The organism is Lentzea tibetensis (genome assembly GCF_007845675.1).
Lineage (GTDB): Bacteria > Actinomycetota > Actinomycetes > Mycobacteriales > Pseudonocardiaceae > Lentzea > Lentzea tibetensis.
The window spans coordinates 81528-106324 of the sequence record NZ_VOBR01000024.1 but is presented as its reverse complement, the minus strand read 5'-3'; the positions used below and the strand labels follow the sequence as shown (position 1 = coordinate 106324).

The 24797-nt window shown below is 68.7% G+C and carries 23 protein-coding genes and 1 tRNA gene; 10 read left to right on the top strand and 14 right to left on the bottom strand.

Annotated features, from left to right (window positions below; genetic code table 11):
* Window positions 1–45: 45 nt before the first annotated feature.
* The 4 genes from FKR81_RS31285 to FKR81_RS31270 are packed head-to-tail and all read right to left on the bottom strand — an operon-like array spanning window position 46 to window position 4253.
* Window positions 46–1311, bottom strand: a complete 1266-nt coding sequence (locus tag FKR81_RS31285; protein ID WP_146357414.1) for a geranylgeranyl reductase family protein — start codon at window positions 1309–1311, stop codon at window positions 46–48.
* Window positions 1312–1356: 45 nt separating this feature from the next.
* Window positions 1357–2058, bottom strand: coding sequence for a demethylmenaquinone methyltransferase (locus FKR81_RS31280; RefSeq protein WP_146357412.1), 702 nt, complete (start codon window positions 2056–2058; stop codon window positions 1357–1359).
* A gap of 9 nt (window positions 2059–2067) precedes the next feature.
* Window positions 2068–3165, bottom strand: a complete 1098-nt coding sequence (locus FKR81_RS31275) for a glycosyltransferase (protein ID WP_146357410.1) — start codon at window positions 3163–3165, stop codon at window positions 2068–2070.
* Complete coding sequence (locus FKR81_RS31270) at window positions 3162–4253, bottom strand: glycosyltransferase family 4 protein (RefSeq protein WP_222598459.1); 1092 nt, start codon at window positions 4251–4253, stop codon at window positions 3162–3164. The genes FKR81_RS31275 and FKR81_RS31270 overlap by 4 nt, the downstream gene beginning before the upstream one ends.
* A gap of 145 nt (window positions 4254–4398) precedes the next feature.
* On the opposite strand from FKR81_RS31270, the gene FKR81_RS31265 reads away from it, so the two are divergent.
* Window positions 4399–5229, top strand: a complete 831-nt coding sequence (locus FKR81_RS31265; protein ID WP_146357406.1) for an inositol monophosphatase family protein — start codon at window positions 4399–4401, stop codon at window positions 5227–5229.
* On the opposite strand, the gene FKR81_RS31260 is transcribed toward FKR81_RS31265, so the two are convergent.
* A complete protein-coding gene (locus tag FKR81_RS31260; RefSeq protein WP_146357404.1) occupies window positions 5218–5814 on the bottom strand; it encodes a hypothetical protein in 597 nt (198 codons plus the stop codon). The two genes, FKR81_RS31265 and FKR81_RS31260, sit on opposite strands and share 12 nt — an antisense overlap.
* Before the next feature lie 150 nt (window positions 5815–5964).
* Here FKR81_RS31260 and FKR81_RS31255 point away from each other — a divergent pair, with 150 nt between their 5' ends.
* A complete protein-coding gene (locus tag FKR81_RS31255; protein WP_146357402.1) occupies window positions 5965–7434 on the top strand; it encodes an alkaline phosphatase family protein in 1470 nt (489 codons plus the stop codon).
* Window positions 7435–7901: 467 nt separating this feature from the next.
* Here the strand turns inward: FKR81_RS31255 and paaE are convergent, their stop codons facing one another.
* From paaE to FKR81_RS31225, 6 genes are read right to left on the bottom strand one after another with little or no spacing between them, the layout of a single operon-like run.
* Window positions 7902–8942 (bottom strand): 1,2-phenylacetyl-CoA epoxidase subunit PaaE, encoded by a 1041-nt coding sequence (paaE, locus tag FKR81_RS31250; protein WP_146357400.1) that lies wholly within the window; start codon window positions 8940–8942, stop codon window positions 7902–7904.
* Window positions 8943–9437 (bottom strand): 1,2-phenylacetyl-CoA epoxidase subunit PaaD, encoded by a 495-nt coding sequence (gene paaD / locus FKR81_RS31245; RefSeq protein ID WP_146357398.1) that lies wholly within the window; start codon window positions 9435–9437, stop codon window positions 8943–8945.
* Window positions 9434–10318, bottom strand: coding sequence for a 1,2-phenylacetyl-CoA epoxidase subunit PaaC (gene paaC, locus FKR81_RS31240; RefSeq protein WP_146357396.1), 885 nt, complete (start codon window positions 10316–10318; stop codon window positions 9434–9436). Before paaC ends, paaD begins: the two co-directional genes overlap by 4 nt.
* Window positions 10319–10352: 34 nt before the next feature.
* On the bottom strand, window positions 10353–10637 hold the full coding sequence (paaB, locus tag FKR81_RS31235) for a 1,2-phenylacetyl-CoA epoxidase subunit PaaB (RefSeq protein WP_146357394.1): 285 nt from the start codon (window positions 10635–10637) through the stop codon (window positions 10353–10355).
* Window positions 10634–11587: a 1,2-phenylacetyl-CoA epoxidase subunit PaaA gene (gene paaA, locus FKR81_RS31230; protein ID WP_146357392.1), complete on the bottom strand. Its 954-nt coding sequence runs from the start codon at window positions 11585–11587 to the stop codon at window positions 10634–10636. The genes paaB and paaA overlap by 4 nt, the downstream gene beginning before the upstream one ends.
* Window positions 11588–11596: 9 nt before the next feature.
* Window positions 11597–12043 carry a DUF3592 domain-containing protein gene (locus FKR81_RS31225; protein ID WP_146357390.1) on the bottom strand — a complete coding sequence of 149 codons (447 nt, stop codon included), beginning with the start codon at window positions 12041–12043 and terminating at the stop codon, window positions 11597–11599.
* A 63-nt stretch (window positions 12044–12106) separates the two neighbouring features.
* Here FKR81_RS31225 and FKR81_RS31220 point away from each other — a divergent pair, with 63 nt between their 5' ends.
* Complete coding sequence (locus FKR81_RS31220) at window positions 12107–13339, top strand: isochorismate synthase (protein ID WP_146357388.1); 1233 nt, start codon at window positions 12107–12109, stop codon at window positions 13337–13339.
* Window positions 13340–13388: 49 nt separating this feature from the next.
* Here FKR81_RS31220 and FKR81_RS31215 read toward each other — a convergent pair whose 3' ends face one another.
* Window positions 13389–14891 carry a M1 family metallopeptidase gene (locus FKR81_RS31215; protein WP_146357386.1) on the bottom strand — a complete coding sequence of 501 codons (1503 nt, stop codon included), beginning with the start codon at window positions 14889–14891 and terminating at the stop codon, window positions 13389–13391.
* 52 nt (window positions 14892–14943) lie between these two features.
* A complete protein-coding gene (gene menD / locus FKR81_RS31210; protein WP_146357384.1) occupies window positions 14944–16539 on the bottom strand; it encodes a 2-succinyl-5-enolpyruvyl-6-hydroxy-3-cyclohexene-1-carboxylic-acid synthase in 1596 nt (531 codons plus the stop codon).
* 61 nt (window positions 16540–16600) lie between these two features.
* Here menD and FKR81_RS31205 point away from each other — a divergent pair, with 61 nt between their 5' ends.
* The 7 genes from FKR81_RS31205 to FKR81_RS31175 all read left to right on the top strand — a co-directional run bounded on the left by FKR81_RS31205 (window position 16601) and on the right by FKR81_RS31175 (window position 22519).
* Window positions 16601–17506, top strand: coding sequence for a 1,4-dihydroxy-2-naphthoyl-CoA synthase (locus tag FKR81_RS31205; protein WP_146357382.1), 906 nt, complete (start codon window positions 16601–16603; stop codon window positions 17504–17506).
* The gene (gene menE / locus FKR81_RS31200) at window positions 17506–18528 is read left to right on the top strand and encodes an o-succinylbenzoate--CoA ligase (protein ID WP_146357380.1); all 1023 of its coding nucleotides are present in this window, start codon (window positions 17506–17508) and stop codon (window positions 18526–18528) included. The genes FKR81_RS31205 and menE overlap by 1 nt, the downstream gene beginning before the upstream one ends.
* A gap of 74 nt (window positions 18529–18602) precedes the next feature.
* Window positions 18603–19700, top strand: a complete 1098-nt coding sequence (locus tag FKR81_RS31195) for a hypothetical protein (protein WP_235921867.1) — start codon at window positions 18603–18605, stop codon at window positions 19698–19700.
* 51 nt (window positions 19701–19751) lie between these two features.
* Complete coding sequence (locus FKR81_RS31190; RefSeq protein WP_146357376.1) at window positions 19752–20624, top strand: 1,4-dihydroxy-2-naphthoate polyprenyltransferase; 873 nt, start codon at window positions 19752–19754, stop codon at window positions 20622–20624.
* Between the two features lie 27 nt (window positions 20625–20651).
* Window positions 20652–20734, top strand: a tRNA-Leu gene (locus FKR81_RS31185).
* Between the two features lie 782 nt (window positions 20735–21516).
* The gene (locus FKR81_RS31180; RefSeq protein ID WP_146357374.1) at window positions 21517–21876 is read left to right on the top strand and encodes a hypothetical protein; all 360 of its coding nucleotides are present in this window, start codon (window positions 21517–21519) and stop codon (window positions 21874–21876) included.
* Between the two features lie 337 nt (window positions 21877–22213).
* Window positions 22214–22519, top strand: coding sequence for a hypothetical protein (locus FKR81_RS31175; protein ID WP_146357372.1), 306 nt, complete (start codon window positions 22214–22216; stop codon window positions 22517–22519).
* Here FKR81_RS31175 and FKR81_RS31170 read toward each other — a convergent pair.
* On the bottom strand, window positions 22496–24565 hold the full coding sequence (locus FKR81_RS31170; protein WP_186763270.1) for an ATP-binding protein: 2070 nt from the start codon (window positions 24563–24565) through the stop codon (window positions 22496–22498). The genes FKR81_RS31175 and FKR81_RS31170 overlap by 24 nt on opposite strands.
* Between the last annotated feature and the right edge of the window lie 232 nt (window positions 24566–24797).

The window sequence follows — 24797 nt, the reverse complement described above, 5'->3', positions numbered from 1 at the left end:
TGCTGCCGCGGCTTCTCGCTGCGGCAGCAACCGCCGGGGTAGGAATCAGGCGCTCGGTGCCAGCTTCGTCGCCGCCGTGATGATGCGGTCCATCGAGTCGCCGTCCTTCGGGTCGTAGAGACCCGCGAGGAGCTTGAGCACCAGCTTCATCAGGGTCTTGCGCGGCATGCCGTACTTGGTGGCGGTGCGCATGATCGTGGGGTTGCCGATGAGCTTCGAGAAGACGTTGCCGAGCCGGTAGTAGCTGCCCAGCGCCTGCTCGATCCGCACCGGGTACCCGTGCAGCGCCTGCTCGCGGTTGTAACCGGTGCGCGCCATGGCCTGCACGATGCTCTCCGCCGCGATCTTGGCGGACTCCATGGCGTAGCCGATGCCCTCGCCGTTGAACGGGTTGACCATGCCGCCCGCGTCGCCGACCAGCACCAGCCCGTTGCGGTAGTGCGGCTTGCGGTTGAGGCCCATGGGGAGCGCGGCGCCGCCGATGCGGCTGGTCGCGTTCTCCTCGCGGAAGCCCCACTCCTCGGGCGTGTTGTCGAGCCAGCTCCTGAGGAGTGCCCGGTAGTCCGTGGTGCCGTAGGCCTTGGAGGTGCTGAGGATGCCGAGGCCGACGTTCACGCTGCCGTCGCCCATGCCGAAGATCCAGCCGTAGCCGGGCAGCAGGTTGCCGTCGTTGCCCCACAGCTCGAGGTGCGACTCGAGGTAGTCGTCCTTGGTGCGCGGCGACGCGTAGTAGCGGCGGACCGCTACGCCCATGGGCTTGGCGTCGTCCTTCTGCAGGCCGACGGACAGGGCCAGGCGTGCGGAGACGCCGTCGCAGCCCACGATGATCGGGGCGCGGTAGGTGCGCAGCTCCTTGTCGGGGCCGACCTTCGCCTCGACGCCCACGACGCGGCCGTTCTCGACCACGGCCTTCGTCACCGTGGTGTTCTCCTGCAGGCGGGCGCCCGCGGCGACCGCGGTGTCGGCGAGCAGGGAGTCGAAGTCCTGGCGGGGGCGGACGACGCCGTAGTTCGGGAACGTCGCCAGGTCCGGCCAGTCCAGCTCGAGGGTGACGCCGCCGCCGACCACGCGCAGGCCCTTGTTGTGCAGCCAGCCCGCCTCTTCGCGGGTGTCGACGCCCAGGTCGATGAGCTGCTTCACGCCGCGCGGGGTCAGGCCGTCGCCGCACACCTTCTCGCGCGGGAACGTGCTCTTCTCCAGCAGCAACACGTCCAGGCCCGCGCGCGCCAGGTAGGTGGCCGCCGTCGAACCCGCGGGTCCGGCGCCGACGACAATGACCTCGGCGTCCTCGTTGGCTGCGCGCCTGCTCATCCCCGACTCCTTGTGCATCAGTTCACAAAGTATTCGGGGACGAGTCTAGATGGCGCTCGCTGAGGGTTTGGTCGCTCGGTGCAGGGCGACCATGCCACCGGTCAGGTTGAACCAGGCCACGTCTTCCCAGCCTGCCTCCGAGATGAGCTCGCCGAGGGTGCGCTGGTCCGGCCACGCGCGCATGGACTCGGCCAGGTACTCGTAGGCCTCCGGGTTCGACGACACGAACCTGCCGATGAACGGCAGCAGCCGCAGCAGGTAGCGCATGTAGACGAAGCGGAACGGCCTGAAGACCGGGGTCGACACCTCGCAGATCACGAGCCTGCCGCCGGGGCGGACGACCCGCGCCATCTCCCGCAGCGCGGCCACGGTGTCGTTGAAGTTGCGCAGGCCGAAGGACACGGTGGCCGCGTCGAAGACGCCGTCGCGGAACGGCAGGCGGAGGGCGTCCGCTGCGACTTTGGGCACAGCGCGGTGAGCGCCGCCGCGCAGCATGCCGAGCGAGAAGTCGGCAGCGACGCACCAGGCGCCGGACTCGGCGTACTCGACCGTCGACACCGCGGTGCCCGCGGCGAGGTCGAGCACCTTCTCGCCGGGCCTGGCGTCGAGCACGCGCCTGCTCCACTCCCGCCAGCGCCGGTCGAACCCGAGGGTCATGACCGAGTTCGTGCGGTCGTAGCCCTTGGCCACGCCGTCGAACATCGAGGCGACCTCGCGCGGGTTCTTGTCAAGACCTGCTCGGGACATGCCCGAATGCTAGGTGACGCGCAAAACGGCCAGCATCCCGTCCACCGCCGCCTCCCACGGGTACTCCTCCGCGCGCGCCCGCGCGGCCTCCCTGCTGCTCCTGCCCAGCAGGTCCGACACGGCCGTCGCGAACGCGGGCGCGTGGTCGGCGACCGCGGCCCCGCAGGCCGGGCGGACGATCTCCTTCAAAGCGGACGACTCGGACACCACGACCGGTGTGCCGCTCGCGAGCGCCTCCAGTGCGGCGAGTCCGAACGTCTCGTGCGGGCCCGGCGCGAGCGACACGTCGGCCGACGCGAGCAGCGACGCCACCTCGGTCCGCGACTTGAGGAAGCCGAGGAACGTCACCGGCAGACCCACGGCCCGCTTCTCCAGAGCAGCCCGCCGCGGCCCGTCACCCGCGATCACCAGCCGCGCGGACACACCGGACGAGTGCAGCGACGCCAGCGTGTCCACCGAGCGCTCGACGTGCTTCTCCGGCGACAGACGTCCACAGTGGACCAAAAGTGATTCCTTGCCCTGCAACAACGTCGAGCGCAGTTCGCGATCGTGGTTCAACGGCGTGAACGTGCGCAGGTCCACCCCGAGCGGCACCTGCGCGACGTTGCGCACGCCGATCCGGTCGAACTCCTCGCGCGCGAACGACGTCGTGCACACGACCGTGTCGTACGAGGCGGCCATGCGGGCGTTGGCCCAGTCCGCGCCGTGCCGGGCGGGCGCCGGTGGCATGACGAACGACAGCAGCCGGTCGAGCCGTTCGTGCGAGATCACCACGCCGGGGATGCCGCGTTCCCGCGCCCAGTGGCCCATTCCGCGCAGCGTCAGCCGGTCGGACACCTCGAGCCGGTCCGGCCGGTGCCGCTCCAGCAACGTCTTGACGCGCCACGGGTCCACGACCCGGTAGCCGCCGGTGCCGGGGATCTTGACGGCGGGCAGCGTGATCCGGCGGACGCCGCTGGGCAGCACCTCGTCGGCACGCGCGGCACCGGGCACGACGAGCACCACGTCGTGCCCCGCGGCGACGTACCCGGCTCCGAGGTGGTGCAGCGCGGTGCGCAGACCACCCGAACGCGGGCCGTAGAAGTTGGCGAGCTGGACGATTCTCATGCAGCCCGATGCTCCGCGGGAACGTCGACGAGCTCGGCGTAGTGCCCCATCAGCTCGTCGCAGATCCTCGGCCACGTCCGGCCCGCGACGGACCGCCGGGCGGCGAGGCCGAACTGCTTGCGCAGCAACGGGTCCCGCAGCCGTTCCACGCCTTCGCGCAACGTGATCCGGTCGCCGAACAGGAACCCGGTGCGGCCGTGCCGGACGAGGTCGCGCGGACCGCCCGCGTCCGGCGCGAGCACCGGCACGCCCGAGGCGAGCGCTTCCTGGACGGCCTGGCAGAACGTCTCGTGCGGTCCGGTGTGGACGAACACGTCGAGCGACGCGTAGGCCTCGGCGAGCTCCTCGCCCTTGCGGAACCCGAGGAACTCGGCGTTCGGCAGCTGCTGGCGCAGCATCGGCAGGTCCGGTCCGTCACCGACGATCCGCAGCTTCACACCCGGCACGTCCGCGAGCTCGGTGAGCCGCGAGACCTGCTTCTCCGGCGCGAGCCTGCCGACGTAGCCGACGACGAGCTCACCGGAGTCGCCCGCATCGCGCCGGGACGGGTGGAACAGCTCGGTGTCCACACCGCGCGCCCACCGGTGCACGCGCGGCACACCGTGCTTGCGCAGCGCCTCGACGGCCCAGGTCGACGGGGCGAGGGTCCGGTCGGCCAGCGTGTGGAGACGTCTCGTCCAGCGCCACGCGGCGCGCGCGGTGAGCCCGAGGCCGTAGTTGCCCGCGAACCCGGCGACGTCGGTCTGGTACACCGCGACGGTCGGCAGCCCGAGCTTGCGCGCCGCGGACAACCCGCGCGCACCCAGCACGAACGGCGAGGCGAGGTGCACGACGTCCGGCCGGAAGTCGGCCAGCGCCTTCAGCACCTTCCGCGTCGGCACGCCGACCGGCAGGCTCGTCACTCTCGGGAGGTCGACCGCCGGAACTCTGACCACCGGCGTGCCCTCGTGGGTGTCCTCACCGGCTCCTGGCGCGATCACCAGCGCCTGGTAGCCGAGTCTCTTCAGGTGCTCCAGAACGCGGAGCACCGAGTTGGTCACCCCGTTCACCTGGGGCAGGAAGCTCTCGGTCACGATCGCGACGCGCACACCGCAGACGGTGCACGCCGAAGGACACCACCACGTGACCGCGTGAAGAACGCGTTTTGAACACCACCCGTCGTGACCAGGAGATCGCCAGAGCGTCATCTCGTAGTCGTGTCACGGTCACCCGGTGCGGTGAAACTAGGTCGGCATGACCGTCTTGTCGTCCCGGCCAGCGCACCCAGTCGATCCAGGCTTGGTGTCGATCGCGCTCGAGGTGGCCGGCCGACTCGCCAACGACGCCTCCGACGTCATCATGGCAACGGCCGGTCGCGGTGTCCGCCCCACCGAGGACGAGTCGCCCTTCGACTGGGTGACCGACACCGACCACACCCTCGAGAGACACACCCGGCGGGTGCTGACCGCCGAGTTCCCCGACATCCCCGTGTACTGCGAGAACACCGACCTCGACGTGCCCGGCGACTCCGAGTTCCGCTGGGTCGTCGACCCCGTCGACGGCACGGCCAACTACACGGCGGGCATGCCGTGGTGCGCCTACAGCCTGGCGCTGATCGACCGCTGGGGCCCGGTCGTCGGCGTCGTCGCGGACCCGTACCGCGCCCAGATCTACGCCGCCGCGCGCGGCCGGGGCATGCGCGCCAACGGCACGCCCGTGAAGCTGACCGAACGGCAGGGCGACAGCCTCGTCGTGTGCACCGAGATGACCCGCTCCGGGCCGTGGCCGGGCATGGGGACGTTCATCACCACGGCCGCCGTCGCGGGAACCGGTGTGCGCGTGCTCGGCTCGAAGGCGCTGGCCGTCGCGCAGGTCGCGCTGGGCCACGTCGCCGCTGCCGTGCTGCACGGGTACCACGAGTGGGACGTGGCGGGCGCGGTGTCGCTGGCGGTCGAGTCCGGCGCGGTCGTGCTGGACCGGCGGGGCGCGGGTGCCCAGCTGCCGCTCGACGGTCTGCTGGTCGCGGCGCCGGACGCGGCGGACGAGGTGCTGGGCTGGTGGCAGTCCGCGCTGTCAGCCGCTTAGCTGCGGCAGCTGCTGCTCCAGGAACTCCAGGTCGGTGCGCACCTGGTCCAGCTCGGGGTGGTCGAACATCTTGAGCGCGACCGTCGCGACCTGGTTCTCGAACGCGGTGAAGTCGCGCACCGCGGCCTCGAGTCGCTGGTAGACGGGGTGCTGCGCGTCCACGGCTCCCAGCGCGCGGCCCAGCTGCGCGATGCCGCGGACGTCGTCCAGCTCCTTCTTCAGGTCCTGGGCGATGCGCTCCATCCAGTCACGCGCGAGCGACTCGGGGACCGTCGTGACGGCTGCCGCGACCCGGCGCGTGGACTCGGCGCAGCGGTCGACCAGCACGGACCACATGTCGACGGGCTGGGGTGCGGCGTACGGGAGCGGTCTCGGCTGCGCGGCCCGGCGGACCAGGCCCACGACGGTGCCGACGACCAGACCGGGAACGCCGCCGAAGATCACCCCGAACACCGGGATGCTCAGCGCCAGCAGCCACACCGGGGAGTTGTTCTCGCCGAGCACCACCGCCACGACCGCGACCAGTGCGGCGCACGCAGACCCGTAGAACAACCCGCCGAGCACCGAACGTCCGACAACCCCCATGGCTGGCGATCGTGCCAGATCTCGGCCCGATCCACCGGCGAGCCCACAACGTCGCGGCGGCGAACAACATGTACTGACAAGTTTGAACGGTCGATGAACACCCTCCTGGTTCATTGACGAAAACCTTTGCTACCAAGAAATCTGCTTGTCATGACAAGAGCACTCACCCTGCTGGTGCTGATGGTGCCCCTGCTGGTCACGCCGCCTGTCGCGGCCGCTCCCGCCCCGCCGCCGAAGGTCCTGGTGATCGGACTCGACGGCGCGCGCTACGACAAGCTGATGGCCGCGAACACGCCGAACCTGCACGCGCTCGCGCTACGCGGTTACGCCGCCCCGAGCGCGCTCTACGGCTCGGGCATGGCGACCACGTCGAGCGGCCCCGGCTGGTCGACGATCCTCACCGGCGTCTGGCCGGACAAGCACAAGGTCAAGGACAACTCGTTCAGCGGCAACGCGCTGGCGTCCTACCCGAGCTGGCTGGAACGCGCCGAGAAGGCGCGGCCCTCGCTCGCCACGTACGCGGCGGTGGACTGGAAGCCGATCGGCGACCGGATCCTGCGGACCGGCCAGGACCGCAAGTACGTGCTCGACGGCGACACCGCGGGCTACGGCCCGTCCGACGCGAAGATCGCCGCCGACGCCGAGCAGCAGCTGCGCACCGGCTCGGCCGACGCGTCGTTCGTCTACTTCGGCGAGATCGACATCGCGGGTCACTCGCACGGCGCGAACTCGCCGCAGTACGACCAGGCGATGCGCACGAGCGACGCGCACATCGGCCGGGTGCTGCGCGCGGTCGAGTCGCGGCCGTCCTACGCCGACGAGAACTGGCTGATCGTGGTGACCACCGACCACGGCCACACCGCCGCGGGCGGGCACGGCGGTGACACGCCGGAGGAGCGGATGACGTTCGTGGTGTCGACCGGCGCCGCGCGTCCACCCGTCGCACCGAAGCTCGTGGACGTCGCCGCGACGGCACTGGGCCACCTCGGCGTGCCGGCCGCGCTCGACGGCTACCCGATCGGCTCCGCGCCGCGCGACGCGTTCGACGGCGTGACGCTCAAGCCGCGGCAGGACGAGACCGGCGTGCCGTCGTCGGTGCTCGGCTGGACGCACCAGGGCCCGGCGGGCTGGTCGGTGCGCAACGCCACGGCGATGCCCGCCGGGGTGGCCGAGTGGCAGGGCTGGTCGTTCACCACCGACGACTTCTGGACGCGGACGGCGCCGGCGCAAGAGCGCGAGGCGAACGTGCGGGCGCGCGGCGTGTTCGCGGTGGCGGACCCGGACGAGTGGGACGACAAGGGCTCGCCGTCGTCATCGGGCCGGTTCGACTCGACGCTGGTCTCTCCCGGCTTCGACGTCTCGGGCGCGACCACCGCGCGCCTCGAGTACGTGTCGCACTACCGGCAGGACGGCTCGCAGCGCGCCACCGTGTCGGTGTCGTTCGACGGCGGGCCGGAGAAGGTCGTGCAGACGTTGACCGCGGACGGGCTCGCCAAGCAGATCTCGCTCGACGTCGCGGTGCCCGCGGGTGCGCGCAGCGCGGTCGTCTCGTGGCGGCTCTCCGAGGCGGGCAACGACTGGTACTGGGCGGTCGACGCGCCTCAGTTCACGAAGCGCTGACCGGACAGGGGTTATGACGGGGGCGGGCTCGTGCGGCACGAGCCCGCTCGCCTCGGTCACAAAGTGGAAGACGAGGGTGTCGAACCCTCCCCGACGATCTTGCAAGGATCGTCTGCGCGCCGGCGCGTCCCCCAATTGCACTGCGCACCGGCGGAAGGAGTCGAACCCTCGGGAAACTGTTTTGGAGGCAGTTCCGCTTCCGAAGCTCACCGGTAAGGAATTAAATGGGGACACCAAACAAAGAAAGCCGCCCTGATCGGTTTCCCGATGGGCGGCTCCCAGGCTTGACGTCCTACGTCATAGCGGGGAGCCGCGGTGCAGCAGCAGCTGCAGGCGCCAGGCGAGCAAGCGCGCGGCAATGGCGGCGAGTTGCCGCATCCCCGCAATCTGCTTGTTCGTCATGACCGCTCCTCTGCTCGGTGTGTGCACACATAATTACCCACACCGCGAGGTACGTCAATCTTTATTCACGCGTCGAAGTCGACGGTCACTTCCGAAGAAGTGGGAACGGCCTGGCAGGTGAGCACGAATCCGGCTTCGACCTCGCTGGGGTCCAACGCGTAGTTGCGGCGCATCTCCACCGAACCATCGGTCACCAATGCCCGGCAGGTGCCGCAGACGCCGCCCTTGCAGGCGAACGGGAGGTCGGCGCGCACGCGCTGGGCCGCGTCCAGGATCGGCTCGTCCGGCGGCAGGTCGAGGGTGGTCGACTTGCCGTCCAGCACGACCGTCACGGACGCCGCGGACTCCAGGCGCTCCTCGACCCGGCGCGGCGGGGGCGGCGGCTCGTCGACGTAGAACAGCTCGTGGTGCACGGACTCAGGAGCCACGCCGCGCGCGGACAGCACCGCCGTGGCCTCGGTGACCAGGCCGTACGGACCGCACAGCCACCACTGGTCGATGTCGTCGACCGGCACGACCGTCGAGAAGAGCGCCTCGAGCTTGGCGCCGTCCAGCCTGCCGGAGAACAGCTCGACGTCGCGCGGCTCGCGGGACAGGACGTGGATCAGCTGGAACGTCGACGGGTAGCGGTCCTTCAGGTCGGCCAGCTCGTCGGCGAACATCACGGTGTCGGTGCGGCGGTTGCCGTAGAGCAGGGTCACGCGCGCGCCCGTGGCGAGCACGGTGGACGCGATGGACAGCGCGGGCGTGATGCCCGAGCCTGCGACCACGAAGCCGTGGTGGGTGCCCTCGGCGGACGGGGTGAACTTGCCCAGCGGCGGCAGCACCTCGACCACGTCACCGGGCGCGAGGCGGTCGACCAGCCACGTCGAGAACAGGCCGTCGGTGACCCGGCGGACGCCGATGCGCGGCGCGGTGCCGGAGGGCGCGCAGATCGAGTACGAGCGGCGCTCGTCGCCGTTGCGCAGGGTCAGGTACTGACCCGCGGAGAACGCGAAGTCCTCGGACACACCGGTGGGGACGTCGAAGGTGACCGCGACCGCGTCGTCGCACAGCCGGTCGACCTTCGACACCGTCAGCTTGTGGAACTCCGCCCGGCGCGACACTCAGATCTCCTTGACGTGCTCGAAGGGCTCGAGGCAGTCCGCGCAGCGGCGCAGCGCCTTGCAGGCGGTCGAACCGAAGCGGGACACCTCCTCGGTGCGCGGCGACGAGCAGCGCGGGCACAGCACGCGGCGCGACGGCGGCGTCAGGTTCAGCGGCACCGGGCCGACGGCCTGCGGGCCCAGCTTCGACGGCGGCGCGATGCCCGCCTCCTGCAGCTTGCGACGGCCCTCGTCGGTGATCCAGTCCGTCGTCCACGCCGGCGACAGCGCCGTGCGCACCTCGACCGACGAGTAGCCGGCGGCGACCAGCGAACGCCGCAGGTCGGCGCCCATCTCGTCGAGCGCGGGACAGCCCGTGTACGTGGGCGTGATGGTCACGACGACGCTGCCGTCCGACGACTCGGAGACCGACCGCAGCACGCCGAGATCCGCCAGCGTCAGCACCGGCAGCTCCGGGTCCCTGACGCGGGAGGCGATCTCCAGCGCGGTCGTCACCACGTCGCACCCGGCAGGGAGCGGTGCAGGTGCTGCATCTCGGCGAGCAGGAAGCCCATGGCCTCGGTGTGCACGCCGTCGCGACCGGCCATCCCGGCCACCCGCGCGGTCGGGACGTCAGCGGGACGCGTCAAGCCGGAAGCCGAGAACACGGCCTCCAGCACACCTTCCACTTCGGACCGCAGTTCGGCGGACGGCACCGCGACACCGGACAGCTTCGCCTCGACGGGGTGCGCGAGGAACAGCTCGTCGACGAACGGCCAGACGCGCTCCAGACCGGCCTGCATGCGCCGGTGCGACTCGTCGGTGCCGTCACCGAGGCGAACAGCCCACTGGGCCGCGTGGTCGCGGTGGTAGGCCAGCTCCTTGAGGCCCTTCTCCGCGATCGCCGCCAAGACGGGGTCGGCGGAGCCGCGCAACCGGGAGAACAACGCCAGCCGCCACGACGAGAACACCAGCAGGCGCGCGATGGTCGTGCCGAAGTCGCCGCCAGGACCGGGACCGCAGTCGATCTCGACCAGGTGCACGTTGCGGAACTCGCGCTCGTCGCGCAGGAACGCCAGCGAGTCCTCGTCGCGCTCCAGCACCTCGCCCGCGCGGGTCAGCAGCAGCCGCGCCTGGCCGAGCAGGTCCAGCGCGATGTTCGACAGCGCGATGTCCTCCTCGAGCTCAGGGGCGCGCGAGCACCACTCGGCGAGGCGCTGCGCCATGATCAGCGCGTCGTCACCGAGCATCAGGCAGTACGCCGCGATGTCCGCACGGTCCACAGTGGATGGGAACTCGCGGTTGACGCCGACCAGCGCCTCGGCGAAGCCGGTGCCGAAGGCCCAATGCGCGTCCTCGTGCCCGAGCAGCGACTCGTAAGCGTTGTCGAAACTCATGGCCCCTCCGCGGGGAGAAGTACGTCGGGGCGACTCATAGGTGCGGCACGTCCTCGGGAATCGCGTAGAACGTCGGGTGCCGGTAGACCTTGTCGCCCGACGGCGCGAAGAACGGGTCCTTCTCGTCCGGCGACGAAGCGGTGATGTCGTCGGCCTTCACAACCCAGATCGACACGCCCTCGTTGCGCCGCGTGTAGACGTCACGCGCGTTGCGCAGCGCCATCTCGGCGTCCGGTGCGTGCAGCGAACCCACGTGCACGTGGTTCAGCCCGCGCTTGCCGCGGACGAACACTTCCCAGAGGGGCCACGAAGAGCTCACGCGCTCTGTCCAATCATCTTGGCTTCCTTTGAGACCTGACGAGCAGCGTGGGCCTCGGCAGCCTCACGAACCCACGCGCCGTCCTCGTGCGCCTTGCGCCGGTGCGCGATGCGCTGCGCGTTGCACACGCCGTTGCCCTTGACGACCTGCCAGAACTCGTCCCAGTCCGGCTGGCCGAAGTCGTGGTGCCCGCGCTCTTCGTTCCACCTCAGCTCGGGGTCGGGGAACGTCACCCCGAGGTGCGCGGCCTGCGGCACGGACATGTCGACGAACTTCTGCCGCAGCTCGTCGTTGGTGTTGCGCTTGATCCGCCACGCCATCGACTGCTCGGTGTTGGACGACTCGGCGTCCGGTGGGCCGAACATCATCAGCGACGGCCACCACCAGCGGTTCACCGCGTCCTGCACCATGTCCCGCTGCGCCTGCGTGCCGCTCATCATCGTCATGAGCAGCTCGTAGCCCTGCCGCTGGTGGAAGGACTCCTCCTTGCAGATGCGGATCATGGCACGCGCGTACGGGCCGTAGGAGGTGCGGCAGAGCGGCACCTGGTTGCAGATCGCGGCGCCGTCGACGAGCCAGCCGATCACGCCCATGTCCGCGAACGTCAGCGTCGGGTAGTTGAAGATCGACGAGTACTTCTGCCTGCCCTCGATGAGCTTCACCGTCAGGTCCGTGCGGTCCGCACCCAGCGTCTCGGTGGCCGAGTACAGGTACAGGCCGTGACCGGCCTCGTCCTGCACCTTCGCCAGCAGGATCGCCTTGCGGCGCAGCGACGGCGCGCGGCTGATCCAGTTGCCCTCCGGCTGCATCCCGATGATCTCGGAGTGCGCGTGCTGGGCGATCTGCCTGATCAGCGTGTTGCGATACCCGTCGGGCATCCAGTCGCGAGGCTCGATGCGCGCCTCGGACCGCACCGTGCGCTCGAACGCGAGATCCAGCTCATCCGCCATGCCTCGATGTTACACCTGGCGGCGGAATCTGCGAAGTAGTGTAACAACCAGTCCTATGACGACCCAGACAGCCAGCAGGAACGTGCTGACCGGCAAGAACGACAACGACGCCGTGCGTCCGGCGACCCGCGTCAGCTCCGGGTTGGTCACGTCGTACTCGACCTTCACGCGCTGTCCGGGTTCGAGCCCCTCCGGGTAGAGCACGCCGAGCGCCGGGATGATCACGCGGCCGTCCGGTGTGACATACCGCACTACCGTCCGGTTGAAGGAGACCGACACGACCTCGGCCGCGGCCGAGCCCATCCGGCTCTCGATCGCCACGTCACCACGCCAGCAGGCGATCGGTAGCAGCACGCAGACCAGCGTGACCACGCCTCCGACCACCAGAAGAACCCGGCTCACCACCCGGCGGACGCGTACGCCGGCCGGCGGCTTCAGCACTGCGTCGTCCACCACAACTGAGAAGTCTAGAGCTGGGTCAGGGCGCGATCTTCAGCTTCGGCTTCATACCCTCGGGGCGTGACATCAGCACCCACGTCGCGAGCTCGACAACGCTTGCGCGTCCTCACGAGGCGCGACGACGCCGAGGACCTGCTCGCCAGGCTGCCCGACCCGGACCACGCGCTGGCCTGGGTGCGGGACGGATCCGGCCTGGTCGGATGGGGTGAGGCCGCGCGGCTGGAAGTGCGAGGACCTGATCGTTTCGAGCAGGCCGACCGCTGGTGGCGGGAGTTCGTGGAGCACCTGGACGTCGAGGACGAGCTGGGTGTGCCCGGCAGCGGTCCGGTGGCGTTCGTCTCCATGGCGTTCGCCGACGAACCCGGCGACTCGGTGCTGATCGTGCCCGAGGTCGTCATCGGCAGGCGCAACGGTGACACCTGGGTCACCACCATCGGCTCGTCCGAGGCCGAGCCCGCGGTGGCACCGATGCGGCGTCCGGCGACCGTCCGGTACGCGAACGGGCAGCTGCCGGTGACCGCGTACCGCGAGGCCGTGCGCGAGGCCGTCGCGCGGATGCGGCAGGGCGAGCTGGACAAGGTGGTGCTCGCGCACGACCTGGTCGCGGTGACGGACAAGCGGCTCGACCAGCGGTTCGTGCTGCGCGGGCTGGCGCGGCGCTACCCGGAATGCTGGACGTACGCGGTGGACGGCCTGGTGGGTGCCACGCCGGAGCTGCTGCTGCGGCGCACCGGCTCGGTCGTCGACTCGCGGGTGCTGGCCGGCACGACGTGGCCGCACGACGGCATGTCCGACCAGGAGCTCGCGGACTCGCTGATGTCGTCCGACAAGGACCTCGAGGAGCACAACTACGCGGTGACGTCGCTGGCGGACACGCTGCGGCCGTACTGCACGACGATGTCCGTCGATGGCCCGTCCGTGCTGCGGCTGCCGAACGTGTCGCACCTGTCCAGCGACGTGATCGGCACGCTCGGGTCGTCCGCGTCGCTGCTGCGGCTCGGTGCCGCCGTGCACCCCACGGCGGCCGTGGGCGGCACGCCGACGCTCGACGCGACGATGCTCATCAGCCAGCTGGAGGGCATGGACCGGGGCCGCTACGCGGGGCCGGTCGGGTGGATCGACGGCAACGGTGACGGCGAGCTGGGCATCGCGCTGCGCTGCGCCCAGATCGAGGGCTCCACCGCGCGCCTTTTCGCAGGTTGCGGCGTCGTGGCGGACTCAGATCCGGACACCGAGGTCCAGGAGGCCCACGCCAAGATGCTGCCCATGCGCGAGGCGCTCGAAGGCCTGTGAACGCGAAGCGGGGCCCCGCCCGAAGGCGAGGCCCCGCGTTCGTGCGTGCCTAGTGCTTGTTGGCGTCCAGGAGCTCGTGCGTGAGCTTGATCTTCTGGTGCGCCTTCGGCTCGGCCGTCACGGACTTCGCCGCGACACCGACCGACGCGCGGCCGGGAGCCTCGGCGGGCTTGCCCTTGGTGAACAGCCACGTGTTGAACAGCTCGTCCAGCGGCTGACCGGAGATCTCCTCGGCGTGCGCGATGAACTCCTCGATCGTCGCGTCGCTGTACCGCTTCTTGGCGGTCCACGTCTTGAGGATCTCGAAGAACTTCGCGTCACCGACGGCGACGCGCAGCGCGTGCACGGTCAGCGCGCCGCGGTCGTACACGGCACCGTCGAACACCTTGTCCGCACCGGGGTCGCCGGGCAGGACCTGCCAGAACGGGCTGTCCGCCGGGTAGGAGTCGTAGGTGAAGTCGGCGTTCTCCTGCGCCGTGCCCTCACCGACGTGCTCGGACCAGAGGAACTCCATGTACGAGGCAAAGCCCTCGTTCAGCCAGATGTCCCTCCAGTGGTGCACCGACACGGAGTCGCCGAACCACTGGTGCCCCAGCTCGTGCGCGACCACGTAGGTGTTCGCACCGCGCCGGAAGAACGCGGTGTCGTACGTCGGGCGCGTCTGGTTCTCCAGCGCGTAGCCGAGGTCCGGCGTCACGACGCCGCCCTGCGCCTCGAACGCGTACGGGCCGACGTTCTGCTCGAGGAACTCGATGACCTCGGGCGTGCGCTCGATGCTGGCCTTGGCCGCGTCACCGTTCTCGCCGAGGCGCTCGGAGTACGCGTTCACCACCGGCTGGCCGTTCGGCGCCGTCGACTGACGGATCTCGAACTGGCCGATCGCGACGAACGTCAGGTACGTGGCCTGCGGCTTGGTGCTGCGCCAGTTCCACCGGCTCCAGCCGTTGATCTGCCTGGTCTGGCCGAGGAACCGGCCGTTGGACAGCACCTCGACGCCGTCCGGCACCGCGACGGACACGTCGAACGTGGCCTTGTCGGTCGGGTGGTCGTTGCTCGGGAACCACCAGGCGGCGATCTCCGGCTCACCGATGCCGATGGCACCGTCCGCCGTCTTCTCCCACGCCGCGAAGCCGTTCTGGTCCTTCACCGCGGACGGCACGTCGTCGTACGTGACGACGACGGTGAGGTCCTGCCCCTTGCGCAGGCCGCCGCGCGGCGTGACGACCAGCTCGCCGTCGGCCTGGCTGTAGGAGGCGACGGCGTTGTTCACGCGGATCGACTTCACCTTGAGGCGGAAGTCGAGGTTGAACTGCGTGATGTCCTCGGTCGCCTTCGCGAGGATCGTCGTCGTGCCGGAGAGCTTGTCGCCCGCCGGCTGGTAGTTGAGCCTGATGTCGTAGTGCGACACGTCGTACCCGCCGTTCCCGTAAGACGGGAAGTACGGGTCCCCCACGCCGGGCGCGCCAGGCGCCGCAGCGAAAGCTGTTCCGGCGAACAGCGTCACCGCCGCCGCGGTTGCGACCGCGGCAGTTGCCTTGGATCTGATCGACATGCCCGGAAACTAGCCCCGCGATCGAACGTCTGATACCCCCGTACGTATGTTCCTAGCGGGCGAGAACGGTTGACACCGTCGCCTTGAGACGCTGGTGCAGGCCCCTGAGCACGGCGCGGTCCGCGCGGACCTCCACCACTCGGATGCCATGGGGCAGCGCGAGTGCAGCACGGAACTGCTCCGGTGTGTCCACAAGGGAATGTGGAATCCGGTAGCCGGCGCACAAAGCGGCCATATCGGCGTGGTGCGGTGTGCCGAACACGCGCTCGAAGCTCGCTTCGTGTTCTTCGGCCCCTTGTTCCAGCAACGAGAAGATCCCGCCGCCGTCGTCGTTGAGCACGACGATGGTGAGATCCGGACGCTCCTCGTCCGGGCCGATCAGCAGACCGTTCAGGTCGTGCAGGAACGTGAGGTCGCCGAGCAGCGCGTACGTCGGGCCGTTGACGAGCGCGAGCCCGGCCGCCGTCGAGACGCTGCCGTCGATGCCCGCGACGCCGCGGTTGGCGTGCACGTGCGCGCGCGGCACGGCGACCAGGTCGACGTCGCGGATCGGGTTGGACGAGCCGAGGAACAGGTTCGCGTCGGCGGGGATGGCGTCGACGAGCTCGCGCGCGACGTGCAGGCCGGTCGGCCACGGCTCGTCGGCGAGCAGGTCGTCGACCGCGACCGCGGTGGCCTTGTCCGCGGTCAGCCACTCCTCGGCCCAGTCGTGGTCGACGGTCTCCGGCCTCGGCAGCCAGGTGGTGGCGTGCGTGGCGTTGAACTGCGGGTCCGGCCACTCGTGCTCGCCGACGACGTGCACGGTCGGGGTCTGCGCGAGCAGCCGCGAGACGCCGCGCGAGAGCGTCGCGCGGCCGACGACCACCAGCGCCTCAGGGACGAGGTGCTCCGGCAGGCCCGCGTTGACCATGAGCGTGCCGTGGCGGAGCGCGTCGGAGCCCGCGGTCGGCTCGGCGATCACCGGCCAGCCGAGGTGCTGTGCGGCTTCTGTGCGCTCGGGCCGGTCGTCACCGATGATCACGAGCGTGCGAGGGCTGAGGTGGGCGGCGGAGCCGTAGGTGACCTGCCAGGGGTCCTCGCTGCGGGTCCACGCCTCGCGGCCGTCGTCCGGCCAGGTGTCCTCGTCCGGCACCAGCGGCTCGCGGAACGGGACGTTGACGTGCACCGGGCCGCGACGGGACTCGGCGACCGCGCGGCAGACGAGCGAGCGCCACATCGGGTGCTGGCCGTCGCGCTGCTCGGCGACCGGGACGTGCAGCGTGCCGACGCCGAGGACGTCGTGCTGGTCGACGGTCTGGCTGGCGCCCGTGCGGTACAGCTCGACCGGGCGGTCCGCGGTGAGCGCGATCAGCGGCACCCGCGAGTGCTGCGCCTCCAGCACCGCCGGGTGCAGGTTCGCGACGGCCGTTCCCGACGTGCAGCTGACGATCACCGGCCTGCCCGAGCCCTTGGCCAGGCCGAGCGCGAGGAAACCGGCACCGCGCTCGTCGATGCGGACGTGCAGCGTGAGCCGTCCGGCCAGCGACGCCTCGTGGAAGGCGAAGGACAGCGGGGCGTTGCGCGAGCCGGGGCACAGCACGACGTGCTCGACGCCGTTGCGGATCAGCTCGTCGACCAGGACCCTGGCCTGCGCGGTGGACGGATTCACGTGACCGATTGTCCCAGGTGTCGAGAACGGTCCTCAGCTCGGAGCGCCTATTGTCACGGCCGTGGCTGACGTTTCCGAGCTGTTCGACCCCGCTGCGTGGAAGCCGGTGGAGGGGTTCGACTTCACCGACATCACGTACCACCGCGCCGTCGACCAGGGCACCGTGCGCATCGCGTTCAACCGGCCGGAGGTGCGCAACGCGTTCCGCCCGCACACGGTCGACGAGCTGTACCGCGCGCTCGACCACGCGCGGATGAGCTCGGACGTGGGGTGCGTGCTGCTCACCGGCAACGGCCCGTCCGCGAAGGACGGCGGCTGGGCGTTCTGCTCGGGCGGTGACCAGCGCATCCGCGGCCGCAGCGGCTACCAGTACGCGTCCGGTGAGACGGCGGAGACCGTCGACCCCGCGCGGGCCGGGCGGTTGCACATCCTCGAGTGCCAGCGGCTGATCCGGTTCATGCCGAAGCCCGTGATCGCGGTGGTCAACGGTTGGGCCGCAGGCGGCGGGCACAGCCTGCACGTCGTGTGCGACCTCACGCTGGCGTCGGCCGAGCACGCCCGCTTCAAGCAGACCGACGCGGACGTCGGTTCGTTCGACGGCGGCTACGGCTCCGCCTACCTGGCCCGTCAGGTCGGCCAGAAGTTCGCGCGCGAGATCTTCTTCCTCGGCCGGACCTACTCCGCCGAGGACATGTTCAAGATGGGCGCCGTGAACGCGGTCGTGCCGCACGCGTCGCTCGAGGCAACGGCTCTGGAGTGGGCGCGCGAGATCAACGGCAAGTCGCCGACCGCGCAGCGCATGCTCAAGTACTCGTTCAACCTGATCGACGACGGCCTGGTCGGCCAGCAGATCTTCGCCGGTGAGGCGACGCGCCTCGCGTACATGACCGACGAGGCGGTCGAGGGCAGGGACGCGTTCCTGGAGAAACGCGACCCGGACTGGTCCAACTACCCGCACTACTTCTGATGAACCTCGACCAGCTCCGCGACGCGCTCGCCGGTGGCCTGCCGCTGGTGGAGGCGCCGCTGCGCGGCTGGGAGACGCGGGCCGCGCTGGGCGTCACGACGTCCGGCTCGACCGGTGCGCCGAAGACCGTGCTGCTGTCGGCTTCGGCGCTCCTGGCGTCGGCTGAGGCCACGCACGCGCGGCTCGGCGGGCCCGGCACGTGGCTGCTCGCCCTGCCGACGACGCACATCGCGGGCATCCAGGTGCTGGTCCGCTCGATCGTCGCCGGGACGACACCCGTCGCGATGGACCTGGCGGCTGGCTTCCGGCCGATGGGCTTCGCGGTCGACGCGCGGCCGGTGCTGGCCGCTCCCGGACGGCACTACACCGCACTGGTGCCCACCCAGCTCGCCCGGATCGTGGCGGGCGAGGGGCCTGGGCTGGCCGCTCTGCGCTCGTTCGACGCGGTGCTGATCGGTGGTGCGGCGACGCCCGCGCCGCTGCTGGAGCACGCGCGGTCGTTGGGTGTGCGGGTCGTGACGACGTACGGGATGACCGAGACCGCGGGTGGGTGCGTGTACGACGGCGTGCCGCTGGACGGCGTCGAGGTGAGCACCGACGGCGTGATCTCGCTCGCCGGGCCGATGCTGGCCCTGGGCTATCTGGGCGGGCCCCAGTTCGGCACGTGGTTCCGCACCGGTGATCTGGGTCGATTCGCGGACGGCCGCCTTTCGGTTCTGGGGCGGGCGGACGACGTGATCGTCACCGGTGGCGCGAACGTCGCTCCGACGCTGGTCGAGCAGGCGCTGATCGGGGTGGACGGCGTGCGCGAGGCGTGCGTCGTCGGCGTGCCCGACGAGGAGTGGGGCCAGGCCGTCGTCGCCGCGGTCGTCGGCTCGGCGTCCGAGGACGTGCTGCGCGAGGCCGTGCGCTCGCTGGTCGGCCGCGAAGCCGTGCCGAAGCGGCTGGCATTCGTGTCGTCACTCCCCTTGCGCGGACCGGGAAAGGTCGACCGGGCAGCCGTCGCCGCCAGCTTTAGGTGAACCTTTACCGGGCCTGAGGAGGCTGCCGCGCAGAGCGCGCGGACCCTGCCGCGTGCGCAGCGATGGGGGTTCTCATGCGCTTCCTCTTACCTCTGGTCGTCGCGGCCGTCTCGGTGGTCGGGCTCGCTCCGGCGGCTTCGGCCGGCTCCGACGACTGGTCGGCCGACCTGTCCTCCGCCGCCGTGACGTGGGGCGGCTCGCCCCGCATGGGCACGGTGGACCTGGCGCCGCACCAGCTCTCGTCCGCCGCGAACGCGGTGTCCGCGTCCGTCGACGGCTCCGGTGTGGAGATCGACGTGCGCGGCCAGATCGGCGACGACGAGTGGACGGAGTGGCGCACCGCGGACGCGTCGTCTCCGGCCGCGCTGGACAAGGCCGTGTCCGTGGTGCAGGTGCGGGTCGTCTACTCACCCGGTAGTTCGGTGGGGCTGATTCGTTTCAAGGCATCGTCCGTTCCCGTCGCGTCCGATGTGGAGGCGATGGCACCGGGCCGCGCGTACCGCGTGTACGCCACCCGCGAGGGCCTGGTCGGCGGCACGACCGCGAACGGCCACGTGATCAAGTCCCGCGACCACTTCGTCGCACTGCCGTCGCGCCGCGGCCTGGCGGGCAACAACAGCGGCAACTACACCGTCCAGGTGTGCGCGTCGAACGGCCGCTGCGAGTGGGCGCCGGTGTGGGACGTCGGCCCGTGGAACACGAAGGACGACTACTGGAACCCGTCCGCCACGCGTGAGATGTGGAAGAACCTGCCGCAGGGCAAGCCCGAGGCGCAGGCCGCGTACTCCGAGGGTTACAACGGCGGCAAGGACCAGTACGGCCGCAAGGTCGCGAACCCGGCGGGCATCGACCTGGCCGACGGCACGTTCTGGGACGGCCTGAAGCTGACCACCAACTCGTACGTCACCGTGACCTACCTGTGGACCGGCTCCGGTCCGCTCGCGACGGTCCACACCGCGGCCGACCCGCTGAACGTCCGGAGTGGAACCTCGTCCGCGACCTCTCAGGTCGGTTTGGCCGCGAACCACGCCCAGGTGCGCGTTCTGTGCCAAACCACCGGACAGAGCGTGACCGGCTCGCAGGGCACGTCGAACATCTGGTTCCGCATCGCCGCGGGCAAGTACGTGGCGAAGGCTTACGTGTCGGGCGTCACCGGCGCCACGGCCTGCTGATTTTTCGCCCCGGAGGGCGGGTCCCCGGCGTCCATACCGGAAGATGGAGGCATGGCCTCAGTCGTCCAGTGGATCGAGGGGACCCGCCCCCGCACGCTGCCGAACTCCATCGCGCCCGTACTCGTCGGCGCGGGAGCCGCCCACCACATCGAGGCTTTCTCGCTGCCCTGGGCACTGCTGGCGCTGCTCGTGTCCGTGGCGCTGCAGATCGGCGTGAACTACGCCAACGACTACTCGGACGGCATCCGCGGCACGGACGCCAATCGTGTGGGTCCGTTCCGCCTGGTCGGCTCCGGCGCGGCGTCTGCGTCGTCGGTTCGTTTGGCCGCGTTCATCTCTCTTGGCGTGGCAGCCGTTGCCGGTCTGGTGTTGGTGGCCCTGTCCGGCCGCTGGTGGATGATTCTTTTCGGTGCCGTGTGCATCGCTGCCGCCTGGTTCTACACCGGCGGCCGCAGGCCCTACGGCTACGCGGGCTTCGGCGAACTGGCCGTGTTCGTCTTCTTCGGACCGGCCGCCGTGCTCGGCACGCTGTACGTCATGTCCGGCGAGATCACCGGCATCGGCATCGGCAGCGCCATCGCGGTCGGCTCCTTCTCCACCGCCGTCATGGTCGGCAACTCGCTGCGCGACATCCCCACCGACGTCTCGGCCGGCAAGCGCACGCTCGCCGTGATCCTGGGCGACAAGGACACCCGCCGGTTCTACCTGGCGCTCGTGTTCGTGCCGTTCCTGATCGCTCTCGGGATGGCCGTGCGGGTGCCCTACTCGCTGCTCGGCTTCCTCGCGGCGCCCGTCCTGCTGCCCGCGGTGCGGCGGGTGGCGGGTGGCCGCACCGGGCGGGAGCTGATCCCGGTACTGCAGTTCACGGGGCTCGCGATGCTGGCTTGGTCCGTGCTGGTGACCACCGCGCTGGTGCTCGACTGACCTCGGGTACGCTGTGCACGCAACCTGGTCCGGGTGGCGGAATGGCAGACGCGCTAGCTTGAGGTGCTAGTCCCCGAAAGGGGGTGGGGGTTCAAGTCCCCCCTCGGACACGTTCTTTATCCCTACCGACAGGGCGGATGCTCCCATCGAGCGTCCGCCCTGCTGCGTTGGGCCGATCTCTGCGTTCAACTCTCGTACAGTCTTTGCAGCTCGCCTGCGCTTCTCAGCCTGATCGCCTTCTTCGCGTCGCCTGACGAACCAACCATGACGTAGATCTCGGCGACGCCCCGTGCGACGGGCTACGCCGCCCCGCTCAGCTCGGCCTGAGTCGCAGTTGGCCACCCCACCGCATCCTCCAGACGCCAACACACGACGGCGCCTGCAACTGACCCACTTTACTTGTCGACCGACAAGCCGTATAGCATACGGTCGACAAGTCTTGACTTGTCGACCATCAATACGAATAGGCAACCTAATGAGGGACTTGATGAACCTCGTCGCAAATGAGGCGAGGCGTCAGGGCTTCACCGTCTTTAACTCGAAAGATACCGACGTCTGGACGTTCAAACACAAAGGAAAGAGGCTGAGCGTACCGACTCCTAAAAAGCCGCTCCACTACATGGAACTCCGAGATGCACTGACAAGAATGGGCATGATCTGGCCCTTCTGAAGGGGGCGCCTTAGAGGCGTCGGGAGTCGCACCTCACTGCAGGTGCGACTCCCCAAGCCCCTAAGCTGTCCAACAGTCTAGGAGCAACAGGCGAGGAGGTGAGAAATGAGAGATTGGTATGTAAGCATAGTCCTGAATGTTCTAGCGAGCGATGATCAGGCAGATTTTATCGCCCAGCAGATCGGGTCCACGTTTGTAGACCCAGAACACAATCGGACAAGGGTGACCGCATACACCACTGCAGCCAGCGCCCGACAGGCAGTGAGCGATTGCCTCGAGCGCGTCAACGTAGCAGCATCGAAAGCCGGTTTCCAGGCAATCGTCGTTGAAATCGTCGCCAAAACGGAGGAAGACCGCATCGCCGAACTGTCCGCCTCCGGAATACCGGAGGTAGTTGGTGTGTCCGAGATTCAAGGGATCTTGCACATCAACACACGGCAGCAGGTGAGCCAACTGGCCGAGAGGCCGGACTTTCCGCAACCAGTAGCAGAGCTGCGGGCCGGGCGGATTTGGCTGCGATCCGACATAGACGACTTCCACAGAAGGTGGCAAAGAAAAACCAGACGAACTTCAGGCAAATAGCCAACAACACCACGGAAGGAACCCACGAACATGCACTTTCGGGCGACAGCATTCCCTCCAGCTAAATGGACCGCACACTACCTAATTCTTACTTGGGCGATAGTTGTCACACTGCCAGATGTCGTGGCCACCGTCGTTCGATTCGCCGTCGGCAACCTCGTGCGCCCTCGACGCGATGCTTCGAGCACATCTATTCATCTAAACTAACCAGGAAATACCTTCAAGAAGCGAAGGAGATGACCCAAATGGGTCGTCCCTTCGCTTCTGCTATGCAGTAACCAGAGCCTCGAGATCAGGCGGCCGATCTCGCCGAGGCAATCCAGGATTTCAAAAGCTCATGACCTCATCCATCACCACCTCCTTCACCCTTGGCACTGCACTGCGACCCCGTTTCGATCTGGCACATCTCAACAACGACGAAAATGGAACACCGCTGCTCAACGGTTACTGCGGCGACCTGCGCAAGTTGCGGAGCAAGCTGAGGGCGAGCTACGAAGATCCCCAAGCGGTTCAAGAGGTGCCGTGGCTGAGCCGGGAGGGAGCCGACATCTACTTCTCGAGATCCAGCAGGTGTCGCGAGCACACGTTGCCCGCCCCAGTCAGCGCAGGACGTGCAACACTAGAGATCGTCAAGCTGTCGTAGCACCTGTTCGGCCTCATCGGCGCGACCCTGCGCACGGTAGAGCGCAAGTGAGTGCCGCCAGGCGACACGTGCGTGCTCGCGCTGCCCGAGGGTGACGTAGGTCCGGGCGATGTTATCCAATGTCGTTGGCTGCGCATAGACGATGCCGTCGTCCTCGATGATCGCCATTGCCTGTCGATAGTACTCAAGCGCATCGGCGTATCTGCCAGAATGGTGTGCAATGAGGCCCAGACTGTCAAGTGTGGCGCTTTCTCCCATGCGGTAGTGCTGGCTGCGGAAGAGTTTCAGTGCGAGTTGACAGTTAGCGGCACCCTCAGCATGATCACCCAGGTAGCTCTGATATTGCCCTATCAAGTTGAGTGCCGTGGCTTCCTGCACGGGTTCGTCTAGCGTCCGTGAGAGATCACGCGCGCGAATCGCGTGCGCGAGGGCTTGCTTGTGGTCGTCGCTGTACACGCCATACGCTGCCGCAAGGTCTCGGTGTGCGTAGCTCTGTTCACGCAGATCCTCAATGTCCACAAAGATCGCGAGGGCGCGGTGTAGATGGTCCATGGCCATCTTGCGGTTCTGGTCAGTGATGAATGCGATACCGAGACACTGGTGTGCCATGCCGACAAAGTAGGCCCCCAGCTGCTTGGCGGCGGACAACGCTCGTTCCCACGCCAAGGTCATATCATGCAGATGTGCCCGCTTCCTGAACGTGTTGTTTGCCGACTGGGCGATGTGCCACACGACCGCATGCCACTGTTGTTCAACTGCAAGTTCCTGAACCGCGAGCAGGTTCAGGTGTTCTACGTCGAACCACGCTGACGCGGCTTCCTCGTCTGGCAGCGGACACATGATCACGTCGTGTGCGGGCGTAGGAGGCGTGACGGAACGGAACTGTGGGAACTGCAGGCGGTTGCCCGCATGTGCAGTGTGCAGGTAGAAGTCGGCCAGCCGACGCTGCGCGACGGAGTCTCGCGAGCTTTGCTGCGCGGCAAATAGGCGAACCAGGTCATGCATGCGGTATCGGCCGGGAAGATGCTCATCGAGCAAGGACATGCGCTCCAAGGCCCGCAATACCGTACGGGTCCTCGCGACGTGCGACCCTGTCAGGTTTGCGGCCGCGACGATGCTGAGGTCGGTGCTCGGTGTTTGGCCGAGAAGTTCGAACACCCTGGTTTGTTCGGCGTTCATTCCTGCGCACGACCACGACAGGACAGCAGTGACGTCGGCTACTAGATCGCCCATATCCAGCGACTGCAGTCGCGCTTGCCTTAGTTCATCGGCAAGTGCGGCGAGTGGGAAGTCAGGATGAGCGGCGGCACGACCAGCGACGATGCCCAGTGCCAATGGCAGCCCTGCGCAGTAGCCAAGCAGGTCGGTGACGGCGTCCGGCTCGCGCTCGAGACGTCCCACACCAAGATGCCGGGCAAGCAGATCGCGTGCCTCCTGATCAGACAGCGCGTCGAGCTTCAGTGTCCGCGCACCGCGAGTCGTGCTGAGACTATGCATGCGGTCGCGGCTGGTGATCAGGACCGTACACGTGGACGAGCCTGGCAGCAGCGGGATCACCTGCGCGGCGTCGCGCGCGTTGTCCAACACGATCAACATCCGCCGGTCCGCGACCAACGTGCGGTACAAGGCAGTCTGCGCATGCGGATCAATCGGTATAGCCGCCGGATCAACCCCAAGGGCAACGAGGAAACCGCGTACCGCGACCTCAGGCGCCATCGATCGTCCTAATGGATCGAATCCATTGAGATCCACGAAGAGCTGACCGTCCGGATAGTACTCCGCGGCACGATGAGCCCAGTGCAGGGCGAGCCAAGTCTTGCCGACTCCGCCCATTCCACCGATCGCGGAAATCACCGTCACGTCCGCGCCTGGTCCAGCAGGAAGCAGCTCCAGCTCCTGCACGCGTCCGGTGAAGGTCGCCGGGGAGGGTGGTAGCTGGCGTGGCGGCATGTGCACCACCATCGCGGCACCCGTGCCGTGCACGATGTGCACCCCGCCTTCGATCACGCCTGCCTGCACCACTGTCCCCGTAATGTCACCGTCCACTGCATTGACCACGACAGCTGACACATGACGGGTGTCGGGCTCAGTTCGCAACTCCGGCTCTGTATTCATCCGTCGTGTCAACCTCCGCTTGCCGCCACCGTTCAATGCCTGGTCGCGCCCTCGTAGGTCAGTTGTGGGCCAGTAGCTGCTCTAGCCGCCGGCGTCCTGCACGAGGTTTGACCATGCTAGAGACATCGGTCGCTGAACCTTCGTTGCAACAAGGCCGATTCAT